Genomic DNA, 13,705 nt, shown 5'->3' on the forward strand with positions numbered 1-13,705 from the left:
ACTGCGAAACCTTTTACTCTTTTTTTCTGAGTAAAAGGGATAATGCAAATAGGAAGATAAATAAAACCCGCCACTTCAGCTGAAACAGCTTGAATGGCGGGCTTGTTGTATCTTGGTTATTTATCCGCAAGTACAGTTCAGGACAGGCTTGCGGGCAGCAAGCGCTTCGTCCATACGGCTGACGACGGTGGTATAGGGAGCGTTTTTGACGAGATCCGGGTTTTCTTGGACTTCTTTGGAGATGGCGATCATTGTGTCAATGAATTCGTCTAAGGTTTGTTTGCTTTCGGTTTCTGTTGGCTCGATCATGATGCATTCTTCAACGCTGAGCGGGAAGTAGATCGTAGGCGGGTGATAACCGAAATCGAGTAATCTTTTGGCAATGTCGAGTGTACGTACACCGAGTTTCTTCTGGCGGTTGCCAGAAAGCACGAATTCGTGCTTACAGAAGCGGGGGTGAGGTACATCAAAATATGGTGTCAGTCTAGCAAGCATGTAGTTCGCATTCAAGACAGCATACTCGGATACTTTGCGTAAGCCTTCTGGACCGAGTGTACGAATATAGGTATACGCGCGGACGAGGATGCCGAAATTGCCGTAAAAGCCTTTGACACGGCCGATCGTTTGCGGATAGTTGTAGTCGAAATAAAAACTGCCGTCTTCCCGTTTCGCAACGAGCGGAGTAGGTAAGAACGGGATCAGTTTTTCTTTGACGCCAACGGGGCCTGCTCCAGGTCCGCCTCCGCCGTGCGGAGTACTCATGGTTTTGTGCAGGTTGAGATGCACGACGTCGAAGCCCATGTCGCCGGGGCGAGTGATGCCCATAATGGCGTTGGCATTAGCGCCATCATAGTAAAGCAGTCCGCCTGCGGCATGTACGATCTCGGCGATTTCGACGATTTGTTCTTCGAACAAGCCGAGTGTATTCGGATTCGTTAGCATTAACGCTGCGGTATCGGGACCAACGGCTTTGCGAAGCTCATCGAGATTCACGAGGCCGCGCTCGTTGGATTTGATGGTTATCGTTTCGAACCCCGCAACCGTCGCGCTGGCAGGGTTAGTGCCGTGCGCGGAGTCGGGGCAGATGACTTTGGTCCGCTTCTCGCCGCGACTCTCGTGGTAGGAACGGATCATCATCAGTCCGGTCCACTCACCATGAGCGCCAGCCGCTGGCTGTAGTGTTACACGGTCCATGCCGGTGAGGGCTTCAAGGTCATTTTGGAGATTGTAGAGCAGCTCCATCGCGCCTTGCAGCGATTCTTCCGGTTGGTACGGATGTATTTTGGCGAAGCCAGGGAAGCGGGCTACGTCTTCATTGATTTTTGGGTTGTATTTCATTGTACATGAACCGAGCGGATAGAAGCCGTTGTCGATACCAAAGTTGCGGCGCGAAAGCGCCGTATAGTGACGGATGACGTCTACTTCATATACTTCTGGCAGGTCGGGTTCGTTCTGACGCCTAAACTTGCCTGGCAGGAGATCGTTCAAATTGACGTCTGGCACATCTGATTCAGGAAGTGAATAGGCAACACGACCAGGGTGGCTCATTTCAAAAATGAGCGCTTTACCGTCTGATTTCACGTTCACGTTGTTTTCGCTCATACGAGTTCCTCCAGTGCAGCTGCGAAGGCATCGATATCTTCGCGCGTTCTTTGCTCTGTGACGGCAATAAGCATATGGCCGGCGAGCTCGGGGTAGTCGCGGCCGAGGTCGTAGCCGCCGATGATGTTCTTCTGCAGGAGCTTACTGTTCAGCTCCTGCACGTTCGTGCCGTCAGGCAGTTTGACGGCAAATTCATTGAAGAAGCTGCCTGCGAATGGCAGCGAGAATTTAGTAGACGTGGCTAGGCGGTTCGCCGCGTAGTGGGCTTTCTGGACGTTGAGCTTGCCAACGTCTTGGATGCCCTGCTTGCCCATCGTGGACAAGTACACGGATGCGCAAAGCGCGAGAAGCGCTTGGTTGGAGCAAATGTTCGACGTGGCTTTCTCACGTCGAATGTGCTGCTCCCGCGCTTGGAGCGTAAGGACGAAGCCGCGTTTGCCATCGCGGTCAACGGTTTGGCCCACGATGCGCCCAGGCATGCGGCGCATCCAGCTTTCGGCGACGGCGAAGTAGCCGCACGTCGGCCCGCCCAGCGCAGCTGGGATGCCGAGCGGCTGGCAGTCGCCGACAACGATGTCAGCGCCGAGCTTGCCCGGCGCCTCGAGCAGCCCGAGCGTGAGCGGATTCGCGCTCACGACGAGCAGTGCACCCGCGCCGTGCGCGAGGGGCTCTGCGGCCCCGATATCCTCCAAGCAGCCGAAGAAATTCGGCGATTGGAGGATGACGGCAGCCGCGTCATCGCTGAGCTTGGAAGTGAGGTCTTCGAAGTCGGTCACGCCCTCTGGCGTGAGGCCGATCTCGACCACTTCCAAGTTCAGCCCGCGGGCGGTCGTGCGCAGGATAGCGCGCGCTTCCGGGTGCACCGCTCTTGAGACGAGCAGACGACTGCGTTTCGTCGCTCCGCTAGCCAGGGCGCCGGCTTCAGCCAGCGCCGTAGCGCCATCGTACATCGAGGCGTTCGCCACGGCCATACCGGTGAGCTCACAGATGTACGACTGAAACTCGAAAATCGCCTGCAGCTCGCCTTGGCTGATTTCCGGTTGGTAGGGCGTATACGCTGTGTAGAATTCTGAACGCGAGATGACATGATTGATCACCACCGGAAGGTGATGATCGTAGATGCCAGCGCCGAGGAAGCTGGCATAACGGTCAAAGTCGGCGTTGCGGCTCGCCAGACCGCGCATATAGCGCAGCAGTCCTTGCTCATCCAGCGCCTTCGATACGTTCAATTCGCCCTGAAAGCGAACCTTTTGCGGTATATCTTGAAACATCTCCTCCATGGATGAGATGCCGATAGTCTCCAGCATTTCTTTTTGATCCTGTTCCGTAATTGGCAGATAGCGGTGCTTCATGATGACGGCTTGCTCCTCTCTTGAGACGAATGGCTTACGGTTTTCTTTTGTAAAAAGGGGTGGCAACGACTTTAGCTTTGACCTGCGACCCTCTAATTTCCACATTCAATTCCGTGCCCAGCGCACTGTAAGCGGAATCGATTAAAGCCAAGCCCACGTTCGTTTTGAAAGTAGGAGATTGCGTCCCTGTTGTGACTTCACCGATCTGTTTACCATTCGTAATGAAAACGGCATAATGCGGACGCGGAATGCCGCGTTCGACCATTTCGATGCCGACGAGTTTGCGAGGTGTACCGTTTGCCTTTTGACCAGCGATCACGTCACGACCTATGAAATCTCCCTTATCCAGCTTCACAAAAAACGAAAGTCCAGCCTCTAACGGTGTAATATCCTTGGAAAGCTCTTGCCCGTAAAGGGGGAGACGAGCTTCAAAACGCAAGGTATCGCGAGCGCCTAAGCCAGCTGGCACGAGACCATGCTCTTGACCTGCTTCAAGAAGCAACTTCCACAGCTTTACAGCATCCTTTTGATCCACATAGAGCTCGAAGCCATCTTCCCCTGTGTATCCGGTACGCGATAGGAGTGCTTTAATCCCAGCAACATCCGCCTCAGGAAGGAAGCGAAACGTTTTCAAAGATTGGATAGGCGCGTCTGTAAGTTTAGCTAAAATCAGTTCAGCATGCGGTCCCTGCAGCGCGAGCATTGCCGTTTCCTCCGAAATGTTGACCAATTCCACAAGGCCCGTAAGGTTTTGCTGCATCCATTCCACATCTTTGTCGATATTCGATGCATTGATCACCAGCATGTAGTTGTTATCACCAAGCTTGTAAACGAGAAGATCGTCTACAACGCCACCAGTCGGATAACACATAAGGCTATATTGGCATTGACCTGCTTCCAGCTTAGACACATCGTTCGTTGTTATTTTTTGCAGAAAAGGGAGGGCGTCTTCTCCGCTTACTCGGACTTCCCCCATATGGGACACGTCAAAAAGCCCGGCCTGCTGCCTAACGGCGTCGTGCTCTTTTTGAATACCGGCGAATTGCACGGGCAGCTCCCAGCCTCCAAAATCAATGACTCGCGCTCCATGCTCCGCATAAATCGGGAAGAGCGGTGTTCGTTTTAGCATGCTCGTAACCTCACCTTCGATTGTTGACATTGCTATTTTGCCCGAAATATAAGACAGAAAATGCAAAAAAAGAGCAAAACGTATGCAACACAAACATACCTTTTGCCCTGTCCTTTTTACCTGAGAGTTACCTCGCGCGAACTTCATGTCCGTCAAGTTTCCCCTTGGGTGTCCGTTTTCCCGCTGTTCGCGGAAATTCGAAGCTCTCCAGAGTTGCGTCCGATACAGGTCCTTTTGCCTGAGAGATTCACCACTTGGGGCTTACTCCTTCGGCGCCGCGAGCTTGCCCTGCGGTCTCTCCCTATACCATCATTCGCCAATATTCAATTTGTTTTATAGTATTATTATGTGCCCAAATTGGTGTGAATTGTCAACTGCAACTTTTGTAATTTAGAGGCATTCGACTGTGCTGGTAAAATTTATTGGGTCCGTCTTGACTTTGATGTTCCCATTAGATTAAGCTAAAAGCAAAATTTGCTGGTAAGCGAGGCGTTTAACGATGAGTGAAGTACAAGCCAATTTATTTTATACCAAAGAGCATGAGTGGGTAGAGAAGCTGTCGGATACAGTAGTTCGCGTAGGCATTACTGATTTTGCCCAAGATCAATTGGGAGATATTGTGTTTGTTGAGCTTCCTAAAGTCGGAACAACCGTTACCGCGAATGAAAGCATCGGCAGTGTGGAATCGGTAAAAACCGTTTCGGATATTTTCTCGCCTGTTTCGGGCAAAGTAACAGCAGTAAATAGTTCCTTGGAAGGTTCACCTGAGTTGGTAAACAGTGCACCTTTCAGTGAGGGTTGGATGGTTGAAGTCGAAGTTGCAGGTGCTGAAGCTTTGGAAGGCTTACTTACTCCAGCTGAATATGCATCTTACATCGGTAACGACTAGTAGTTTTTAGGATGGAGGTTATCTCATGTTATTTGGGCAAAAGCCACAGGAACAGAATCACCGTGTTCCTCCTGGCCAAACGCTTACACAAGGCTGGCCTGTGCTTCATTACGGGTCCGTGCCTTATTATAATGATATGAGCAAATGGAATCTTCGTGTCTTTGGCTTGGTTGAGGAGGAGTTCCAGATCTCATACAAAGACTTCATGGCTCTTCCGCGCAAAGAGTTCGCAAACGATATTCACTGCGTAACCACATGGTCCAAGTTGGACAATGTGTGGGAAGGCATTGCTGTTTCTGAGCTTATGAGCAAAGTGAAGCTGAAGCCGGAAACCACCCATGTCATGCTGCACGCTGAGCATGGCTGGACGACGAATCTCCCGATCGAGGACTTCCTCCGTGAGACGTCTTTTCTGGGCATCAGACACAATGGCGAACTGCTGACACCTGACCACGGGGCTCCGGTTCGTATGGTTGTGCCGCATCTTTACTTCTGGAAAAGCGCGAAGTGGCTGCGCGGCATCGAATTTATGCCGAAGGATAAGCCAGGCTTTTGGGAGCGGAATGGGTACCATATGTATGGTAATCCGTGGGCCGAAGAGCGATACGATTTCGATTAGAACATTTATTGCATGAATATAAGGGATATGTTACAGTAAAGATAGTTAGAGACGGATTCGCGGTCCGTCTCCAGTACAGACTGGGTGAGATTCTCCTGAGTAACTGAATACGTGCAGAAGTGACCCACTAAGGCGACCAACCTAGAAGTGGGTCACTTTCTTTTATCGATATATGTTAGCAGCGCTAGAATGAACATTCCGAACGCAAACATAATCATAATCGCTTGGAAAGTTTCCATGGCATCCTCCTCCTTTCTGGAGAAATGCCGCACCCAAGGTCGTGCTGTACGAGTCTATTATAGCATATTTTACTAGTTTATCTTAGATTATCATGAACTTTTGTATACTTTGAGAAGCGTACGGCGATCCTTCAAGGAGCAGCGATACGATTTCGATTAAATACTTAATGGATATGGGGCTGTCTTAAAAGTCAATTGACTTTGAGACAGCTTTTTATATTTTTTTGGGAGTAGTGGAGAAGGCGAAGCTTACTCCTATTTACTATGAAGCTATGGTTTTGCTGAGCTGGGTGGTTACCGATGTTGTAATTCATACAACAATTAGTACGCCTAAAGGCTATTTCTCAGCCTGAAATTGCAGTTCGTACAACATTTTGAACCCATTTATCGCAAAATCGCCTATATTGGGCTCAATTGTTGTACATGATGCAACAAAGAAGGGAGAGAGGCGGGATTTGGGCAGCAATTGTTGCACATTCTACAACATCATTTAACAGAGAATATGCATTCTCTCATCGGGCAACCTCAAGTGACGAAGGATTCCAATTCCTACACATCATCTTATTTGGATTATTAGCGATGCTATGAATCTACTAAATAATCAGATTTTCGCATCCACTCTTTATGGTGGGAGACTGGTCAAAAGTTGAGGGCTTGTGAGTTTTTTGTGAGTATGAAATGATAGGATCAAATGCATGACCTTGCACGCATGACAGGGAAAGAGGACACTATCGTGAATAATTTTCGCCAGTTTATTGGCATTGGCATCGTTTTATCTCTTTCGATCCTATTATTTATAGCTATTTATTCGCATACAATTCCGAATCGTGATTCACAGCTTGCCAAGCAAGGAGTACTGGACTTATCGGGTTGGGACTTTCACAAGCAAGGGCTGGTCGCACTGGACGGCGAGTGGGAGTTCTATGAGGGGAAGCTGCTCGAACCTGCTGATTTTAGCGAGGCTGTGCGGAGCGATGCTTCTTATCTATTTGTCCCAGGCACATGGGAAGGTAAAAAGAAAGATGGCGGCATGAGCAGAAAAGGCTTTGGAACTTATCGGCTTAAAGTGCTGGTAGATAACTACGATGATATCTATGGTTTAAAAGTAAGAAGTGTTCGTATGTCTCACAGCTTGTATATCGATGGCAAATTAGAGGGCGGGAGCGGAAGTCCGGCCATTGTCAAAGAAGCGAACATTTCCGGCAATACGCCGTACAGCACTTTTTTTCATGCGGAAGGCAAAGAAATCGAGATCATTATCCAAGTGGCCAATTATGAATTTGTCAACGGCGGTATTATCAATTCCATCCAGTTCGGATGGCATGGAGATATTACGAAGCTGAATAGCTTATTGATTGGCAGCGATCTGGCCTACGCGCTCATTTTTGTCATGTTTGGCGCCTATCATCTCAGTCTTTATGTTTTGCGCAACCGAGAAAAGACGTACTTGTATAGTGGGATGTATTTGTTTTCCCTCGCGCTCATTCAATTGCTGTTTGGCGAGAAATTACTTCAAAGGCTCATGCCGGAAATACCTTTTTATGTTGTCTATAAAGCGCTGGATTTAAGCGAGTTTTTCAGTTCGGTGCTAAGTATTTTGTTCTTTAGTTCCATGGACGGCAGACTGATCTCGCATCGAATGAAGATTGCTTTAATTTCTCCGAATCTCGTGTACATAGTGGCGATTCTCGTACTTCCCTATTCGATTTATAATGAAGTGAGAGGTTTGTTCTTTCTGTACATGGCACTGGTCCCTCTTTATTTGCTCGGCAGAATGATTTATTTATTCGGAACTAGCCCGAAGGGGACATCGGAACGAAAAGAGCTTTTGCTTTTCATCGGCGTAATCATTTCATTGTTGATTTTTTTGATCGACGGGACTCTGTATGCGGAAAATGTGATTTTGACAGATATAAGAGGAAAAGCTGCCGTTATCGGTTTCATATCGTTAATGAATCTTTTATTGGCTGCCCGTTTAACGACGGCCTATGCAAAGACGGAAACATTGACGCATCAATTGACGATTTCCAATCAACTGAAGGACGAGTTCTTAATGCATACGTCGCATGAAATCAAGACGCCGCTGCACGGCATTATGAACATTACCTCGTACTTACTGGATGATGACGAGCAAAATTTATCCGCCAAACAAAAGCAAAATCTATGGCTGATCAAGGATACCTCGGTTAAGCTATCGATGCTGATGCGCGATTTGATTGATGTTACCCGTCTTAAGCACGGTGAGCTGCGCATGCATATGACTGTTGTCGATATGAGAGCGGTGACTCAGATTGTGTTTGACGTCTTGCAATTCGAGCTGGCGGGCAAAGATGTGAAGTTGGAGAATCAGGTTCCTCCAAATGTATGGGTGCATGCTGACGAGAGCCGCTTGCGACAATTGTTGTACAACCTGATCCATAATGCGATCAAGCATACCGAAAAAGGAAGCATTACCGTCGCGTCCGTCGTAGACGGAGACATGATCCGTATATCCGTCACCGATACGGGAATTGGTATTGATGCGGAACGGCGATCGAGCATATTTGAATATTTTGAGCAGCTCGAGCAGGTTTTACCGGATGACGGCTACACGGGAATGGGCGTGGGCTTGTATATTAGCCGTAAATTGATCGAGCGAATGGAAGGGCAAATTTGGGTGGATTGGTCTGAGGTGAATGTCGGCACGCGCATGGTGTTTACGTTGAAGCACATGGTGAATTATACCGCTGCAGATGAGGCTGCCGCCATGATCGAAACTACGGTGACGAGAATGACGGAAAGTAAATCTTCATTGGATCTTCTGGAACAGCATGCACATACGATTCTTATCGTGGACGACGAGGCTTCCAACATCCATACGCTGCTGAATATTTTGAAAAGACACAGGTATAACGTGATTACAGCCTTTTCGGCTAAAGAAGCTTTGGTCAAAATCAAAGCATACGCACAGATCGACTTGGTCATTCTGGACGTCATGATGCCTGACATATCGGGGATCGAGCTTTGCCGCATGCTGCGATTTCATTATTCGATACTTGATTTGCCGATATTGTTTGCAACGGTCAAGGATACTTCACAGGATATCGCAATTGGCTTCAGGGCGGGAGCGAACGATTATTTGACCAAACCGTTTGAGGCGGAGCCGCTTATTGCTCGCATTCAGACGCTGATCGCGATGAAAACGTCCATCCAAGAGGCGATTCGCAATGAGCTGGCATTTCACCAAGCGCAGATCAAGCCCCATTTTCTGTATAATGCGCTTAGCAGCGTAATCTCATTTTGTTATACGGATGGGGAGAAAGCGGCCTATTTGCTGTCTCAATTAAGCCAGTATTTGCGTTATATTCTCGATATGGACCGCAACGATTTGTTTGTTAGCGTGAGCCAGGAGCTGGAGCTGATCGACGCTTATGTCGAGATCGAGAAAGCCCGTTTTGGCGATCGGTTTGATTTTATATGTTACATCGACGAAAGTCTGAAGCATATGGCGATCCCTTCATTAAGCATCCAACCGTTTGTAGAAAATTCGATTCGTCACGGATTATTTGAGAAGGAAGGGTTCGGCACTGTTACGTTGACCATCCAGGAAGGAGACCGTTACCTGCAAATTACCGTTCAAGACGACGGAGTCGGAATGGATGACGACTTGCTCTATGGTCTTGTCAGCGGCAAGCAGGGTGTAGGCGGCATTGGTATCTCGAATATTCGTAGAAGATTAGATTCGATACCCGGAGCTACGTGGAACATCGATTCGGAATTGGGGCAGGGCACCAAGGTGACGATGTATTTACCGCTGGCCGGGAGCAGTGATGAGGCATAATCATAGACAAGAAAGGAGGAGGGCAATTGTTTAGAGTTGTGATCGTAGAAGATGAGAAGCCGATTCTTGAATTAATGAAAGTCATTATCGGGCGAAATCCGCATTGCACGATTGTGGGCACTTTCAGCAATCCGTTGGAGGCTGTGACCAGTTTGCCCGAACTTCGGCCGGATATTGCATTCCTGGATGTGGAAATGCCCAGGATGAACGGGCTTGAGCTGGCAGTGAAATTAAACGAGCAGCAGGGCCATACGAAGATTGTATTTACGACAGCTTACAAGGAGTACGCGCTGGAAGCTTTCCAAGTCTATGCCTTTGATTATATTTTAAAGCCGGTAACACCGTCGTCTATCGAGCGGGTAACGAATCGCCTCCTGAAATTGGAGCGCCCCGCCGAGCAGACGGAGCGGCCAATTCGTCATGCCTCGATTCGATGCTTTGGCGGGTTAGAAGTCAAGAACCCAGATGGTGTGCTGGTTCGCTGGCCGACGCGGAAGACGGAGGAATTGCTCGCGTTCTTCCTCTGTCATCCGGGTAAGGACATCAGCAAGTGGCATTTGGCCGATATTTTGTGGCCGGATATGCTGGAGGACAGGGCTTCGCACAATCTTCACAATACGATCTACCGGCTGAAAAAGCTGTTGAAAGAACAGGAAATCGGCATGGACATCGTCAAAACGAATGAAGGCTACATGCTGGACCCACTGGAGGTTCAATACGATTTGCTGGAATTTCATCGGTGCGAGCCTACTCTATTGGAGGACATGCCGGATGCAGCACAAGCGGAACGCGCTTGCTCTTTGTATCGCGGCCTCTTATTGGAACGTAAAGATTACTTATGGAAGCCGCCATTGGAGGAAGGGTACAGCAAGCAATATACATCTCTTGTCCGCGGGCTGGTAGGCCGTGATGTAGCCGCACAAGATTGGGAAAAAGCTGAACAAAAGCTTGACTTGTATCTGTCCATCTTTCCATTAAATGAAGAAATGAATCAATTTTTAATGGATGTGTATGCAAGCAGCGGGAGGCGAGAGCGAATCGCCAAACATTACGCAAGCTTTGAACAGCTGTACCGGAGAGAGCTTGGGATTGAGCCGCCGAAGGAAATGAGTGCCAAAGCAGCGGCTTATTTGGAAACAGGCAACTAAAGTGAATGTGACAAGGCAGGGAGAAGATCTCCTTGTCTTTTTTTGTCTTTTTTTAGTCTCGTGGGTGGTGAAATGGGCATATAGAACTATTTTTTTGAAATTGATAAGCACTAATCCATTTGCAAGGAGGAGAAGCGATAAGCAGCCTGTAACCGGCATTTACGAGATTGGTATTGTCCGGAACGGTAACAATGTGGAGCAGCCTGTCGAAGTGAAATTCCACTACGAAGCACGCAGCAACCGCGATGCTGATAAACTGGCTATTTACCGTTAGAATGAGTACATGAAAAAATGGGAAGTCGTGCAAGGCACGGTCGACGCCGCCAAAGGTGAAGTCACCGTGGATGTGAACCGATTAGGCAAGTACGCGTTGTTCAACACAAGCAATCAAGTCCGTTTTGACGATATTCCGAAAAACAGATGGTCTGCAGCAGGCATATATGCCTTGCAATCGCTTGGTGTGGTTGACGGCATTTCAAGCGGCAATGGCAATACTGCAGCTTCGGCGAAACCATTCGCGGATGCTGCAGACATTCCTTATTTTGCGCGAGGCTACGCTGATCAAGTTCGTCAAGCCGGGCTTTTGAACGGCTATGAAGACGGAACGTTCAGACCGGGCAATTCATTGACCCGCGAAGAAACGGCAGCGTTGATTTACAGATTGATCCAGCATTTTGACCGTTAAGAAAATGTTAATTGAGGTGGGACAGATCCAACGTGATCTGTCCTATTTTTCATGCAAACATGTATGCAGCAAAGGCATTTTCGACAAAAAATGGGTTTATGTGAGAATTTTGAGAGAAGTGTTATGTAGAATAGAAGAGAAGTTTGTTTCTGAGGGGGATTGTAGTGAAGACAACAAAAATACTGGTCGTAGATGATGCCGCTTTTATGAGGGCTATGTTAAAAGATATACTCGAGAACTTGAATTATGAGGTTGTGGCGGAAGGCAAAAACGGTCTTGAAGCCGTACATTTGTATAAGAGGTATAAACCTGATTTAGTGACCTTGGACATAACAATGCCCGAAATGGATGGCATTGACGCACTAAAAGAAATTATCACATTTGATCGCCACGCAAAGGTGATTATGTGTTCGGCTATGGGACAACAAAAATTGGTTGTCGATTCGATTCAGGCTGGTGCAATGGATTTTCTCGTAAAGCCTTTTAATAAGGATAGAATTGCTGTAGCCATTGAAAGCGTAATATCTTCTAAATAAGATAGTTGAAAAGTGCACAATTAAATTTTTACCTAGCACTTATATCTGTTTCCCTTAATAGGATGTTGTGAAGTCACATCATCATAAGGAGGCATGCCACGGATGCAGAAGAAAAAGCCTACAATCAAGAAAAAAACAAACTTAGTCGTACAGAGGCACGTACATGAATTTGAAGGTAGTACGAAACTGGCTGAAGTAGGCGCTGATCGACATAACCATCGCTTTGCTGGTGTTACAGGGCAAGCAATTCGGGTAGGAACAAGTCATGTCCACGAAATTGATCTCTCGAAAACTGATTTCTTAAACCATTTTCATAATCTGAAAAAAATTAGAACGGGACCTGCTATTTCAGTTGGAAATGGCAAACACGTACATTTTGTTACTGGCCAAACCACCTTAAATGATGGTCATATGCACCAATTTAATTTCGCTACATTGATTCAAGCGCCTCTTGTCTAATGAACAAATGTATAATATCTAAATGGTTAGAGGCAGGTTGCTATTGCAACTTGCCTCTTTGTGGTGCAGCACTATTTTGTAGGACGAGGTGTTGTGTTATATTGTGTTCAGTGCATTAATGATAACCCAAAGGAGAATTAAGATGTCAACTGTAATGGGAACCAAAGAAAACCCTTGGAAATTAAAAACGCCTCCTCAAACATCTGAATATGAAATGTATAAGGATGAAAAAGATGGAAAGGCGATTATCGTTTGCACGGTAGGTAAAACTGTTTTGCATTATGACTATCGTTGTGTGGATGACTTATATGCCATGCTCAAACAGCATGGTGACTGGATGGAATTAGGCAGTGCAGATGAGCAAAAGCCTGCAAAAGAAGGCACAGTTGAAGCATGGGGCCGTTCACCGGAAAATCCGGTTGGTGGTTGGTATGGCTTGAAAAAAGGTTTTCGTGGTCGATTTGGCATGTATGTACCTCCACTCATGGAGGAACTAGGACTTGCGGAAGTTGAACACAATCCAAGGAACAATCGTATATTTTTTTATCCCGAAATGTAGGATTTGCAAATTAATTTCCGATAAGTTAAACTAAGATTAGTAATTGATCAATAACTAATAAAGGTAATTTAAAGGTGGAATAAATGATGACAAAGAATTCTTCAACTTCAGTCAATCGACGAGTAGATATTGTATCCGCGGCAATCGAAGTATTTGCTGAAATAGGCTATTACCGGGCTACGACAGCAAAAGTTGCGGAACGCGCACAAATTTCACAGCCTTATGTTTTTCGGTTTTTTTCAACGAAAGAAGCCCTGCTGCAAGAAGCGCTCGAAGTGTCTTGGACACGAATTCTTGAGGCTTTCCGCGCGGTTATTGAGACCGTTGCTCCTGATCAGCTAGAGAAAGAACTGGTTGATGCTTATATTCATATTATGAAATCTTATCAAAATGAAACACTGCTGCAAATGCAAGCTCAAACGATTAAAGAGGATATGATCGCAGAGGTCATGCAGAAGGGATATCGGGATGTTCACCAGGTGGTGCTAGAAGCTTTTAAGCGGTTAGGTTTCGAAAAACCTTATGAGAGAACCATGATTTTTCTTGCTAGAGGGATGTTGTGCAATATTTCAATGGCGCTGTCTGTACCAGAATTAATGCTTGTGGATGAATAAGCTGATTCTGGCTTTTTATATGAATGGTAGTAATCAATCACTCACTCACTGGAG

Annotated in this window: 14 protein-coding genes and 2 riboswitches; of the genes, 10 read left to right on the forward strand and 4 right to left on the reverse strand. The window is 47.1% G+C overall.

Annotation, left to right across the window (positions count from 1 at the left end):
• Positions 1–120: 120 nt before the first annotated feature.
• From gcvPB to gcvT, 3 genes are read right to left on the reverse strand one after another with little or no spacing between them, the layout of a single operon-like run.
• Positions 121–1,602 (reverse strand): aminomethyl-transferring glycine dehydrogenase subunit GcvPB, encoded by a 1,482-nt coding sequence (gene gcvPB, locus GC098_RS27630; protein ID WP_216625447.1) that lies wholly within the window; start codon positions 1,600–1,602, stop codon positions 121–123.
• Positions 1,599–2,954, reverse strand: coding sequence for an aminomethyl-transferring glycine dehydrogenase subunit GcvPA (gene gcvPA, locus GC098_RS27635; RefSeq protein WP_171646415.1), 1,356 nt, complete (start codon positions 2,952–2,954; stop codon positions 1,599–1,601). The genes gcvPB and gcvPA overlap by 4 nt, the downstream gene beginning before the upstream one ends.
• A gap of 34 nt (positions 2,955–2,988) precedes the next feature.
• Positions 2,989–4,083, reverse strand: coding sequence for a glycine cleavage system aminomethyltransferase GcvT (gene gcvT / locus GC098_RS27640; RefSeq protein ID WP_171646416.1), 1,095 nt, complete (start codon positions 4,081–4,083; stop codon positions 2,989–2,991).
• A gap of 105 nt (positions 4,084–4,188) precedes the next feature.
• A riboswitch (glycine riboswitch) is annotated at positions 4,189–4,296 on the reverse strand.
• Between the two features lie 3 nt (positions 4,297–4,299).
• A riboswitch (glycine riboswitch) is annotated at positions 4,300–4,396 on the reverse strand.
• A gap of 186 nt (positions 4,397–4,582) precedes the next feature.
• Between gcvT and gcvH the strand changes: the two genes are divergently transcribed.
• Positions 4,583–4,972 (forward strand): glycine cleavage system protein GcvH, encoded by a 390-nt coding sequence (gene gcvH, locus GC098_RS27645; protein ID WP_171646417.1) that lies wholly within the window; start codon positions 4,583–4,585, stop codon positions 4,970–4,972.
• A gap of 25 nt (positions 4,973–4,997) precedes the next feature.
• Positions 4,998–5,591, forward strand: coding sequence for a sulfite oxidase-like oxidoreductase (locus tag GC098_RS27650; protein WP_171646418.1), 594 nt, complete (start codon positions 4,998–5,000; stop codon positions 5,589–5,591).
• A 152-nt stretch (positions 5,592–5,743) separates the two neighbouring features.
• Here GC098_RS27650 and GC098_RS27655 read toward each other — a convergent pair whose 3' ends face one another.
• Positions 5,744–5,830: a putative holin-like toxin gene (locus GC098_RS27655; RefSeq protein ID WP_171646552.1), complete on the reverse strand. Its 87-nt coding sequence runs from the start codon at positions 5,828–5,830 to the stop codon at positions 5,744–5,746.
• Positions 5,831–6,563: 733 nt separating this feature from the next.
• Here GC098_RS27655 and GC098_RS27660 point away from each other — a divergent pair.
• The 8 genes from GC098_RS27660 to GC098_RS27695 all read left to right on the forward strand — a co-directional run bounded on the left by GC098_RS27660 (position 6,564) and on the right by GC098_RS27695 (position 13,651).
• The gene (locus GC098_RS27660; RefSeq protein ID WP_312880373.1) at positions 6,564–9,650 is read left to right on the forward strand and encodes an ATP-binding protein; all 3,087 of its coding nucleotides are present in this window, start codon (positions 6,564–6,566) and stop codon (positions 9,648–9,650) included.
• A 26-nt stretch (positions 9,651–9,676) separates the two neighbouring features.
• Positions 9,677–10,798, forward strand: coding sequence for a response regulator (locus GC098_RS27665; protein ID WP_171646420.1), 1,122 nt, complete (start codon positions 9,677–9,679; stop codon positions 10,796–10,798).
• A gap of 94 nt (positions 10,799–10,892) precedes the next feature.
• Entirely contained in the window at positions 10,893–11,072 is a 180-nt protein-coding gene (locus tag GC098_RS27670; RefSeq protein ID WP_171646421.1) for a hypothetical protein, read from the forward strand.
• Between the two features lie 9 nt (positions 11,073–11,081).
• Positions 11,082–11,483 carry an S-layer homology domain-containing protein gene (locus tag GC098_RS27675; protein ID WP_171646422.1) on the forward strand — a complete coding sequence of 134 codons (402 nt, stop codon included), beginning with the start codon at positions 11,082–11,084 and terminating at the stop codon, positions 11,481–11,483.
• Between the two features lie 164 nt (positions 11,484–11,647).
• Positions 11,648–12,019: a response regulator gene (locus GC098_RS27680; RefSeq protein WP_312880375.1), complete on the forward strand. Its 372-nt coding sequence runs from the start codon at positions 11,648–11,650 to the stop codon at positions 12,017–12,019.
• Positions 12,020–12,121: 102 nt separating this feature from the next.
• Complete coding sequence (locus tag GC098_RS27685; protein ID WP_171646423.1) at positions 12,122–12,478, forward strand: YmaF family protein; 357 nt, start codon at positions 12,122–12,124, stop codon at positions 12,476–12,478.
• Between the two features lie 154 nt (positions 12,479–12,632).
• On the forward strand, positions 12,633–13,037 hold the full coding sequence (locus tag GC098_RS27690) for a DUF6855 family protein (protein WP_246359014.1): 405 nt from the start codon (positions 12,633–12,635) through the stop codon (positions 13,035–13,037).
• A gap of 86 nt (positions 13,038–13,123) precedes the next feature.
• Positions 13,124–13,651, forward strand: a complete 528-nt coding sequence (locus GC098_RS27695) for a TetR/AcrR family transcriptional regulator (RefSeq protein ID WP_171646425.1) — start codon at positions 13,124–13,126, stop codon at positions 13,649–13,651.
• Positions 13,652–13,705: the final 54 nt, after the last annotated feature.

This window comes from Paenibacillus phytorum (assembly GCF_013141715.1).
GTDB classification, from domain to species: Bacteria; Bacillota; Bacilli; order Paenibacillales; family NBRC-103111; genus Paenibacillus_E; species Paenibacillus_E phytorum.

Coding starts and splice junctions, on each gene's coding strand:
- GC098_RS27695 (WP_171646425.1), top strand. CDS start 13,124: ATGACAAAGAATTCTTCAACTTCAGTCAATCGACGAGTAGATATTGTA.
- gcvT (WP_171646416.1), bottom strand. CDS start 4,083: ATGCTAAAACGAACACCGCTCTTCCCGATTTATGCGGAGCATGGAGCG.
- GC098_RS27690 (WP_246359014.1), top strand. CDS start 12,633: ATGGGAACCAAAGAAAACCCTTGGAAATTAAAAACGCCTCCTCAAACA.
- GC098_RS27650 (WP_171646418.1), top strand. CDS start 4,998: ATGTTATTTGGGCAAAAGCCACAGGAACAGAATCACCGTGTTCCTCCT.
- gcvH (WP_171646417.1), top strand. CDS start 4,583: ATGAGTGAAGTACAAGCCAATTTATTTTATACCAAAGAGCATGAGTGG.
- GC098_RS27685 (WP_171646423.1), top strand. CDS start 12,122: ATGCAGAAGAAAAAGCCTACAATCAAGAAAAAAACAAACTTAGTCGTA.
- GC098_RS27675 (WP_171646422.1), top strand. CDS start 11,082: ATGAAAAAATGGGAAGTCGTGCAAGGCACGGTCGACGCCGCCAAAGGT.
- gcvPA (WP_171646415.1), bottom strand. CDS start 2,954: ATGAAGCACCGCTATCTGCCAATTACGGAACAGGATCAAAAAGAAATG.
- GC098_RS27655 (WP_171646552.1), bottom strand. CDS start 5,830: ATGGAAACTTTCCAAGCGATTATGATTATGTTTGCGTTCGGAATGTTC.
- gcvPB (WP_216625447.1), bottom strand. CDS start 1,602: ATGAGCGAAAACAACGTGAACGTGAAATCAGACGGTAAAGCGCTCATT.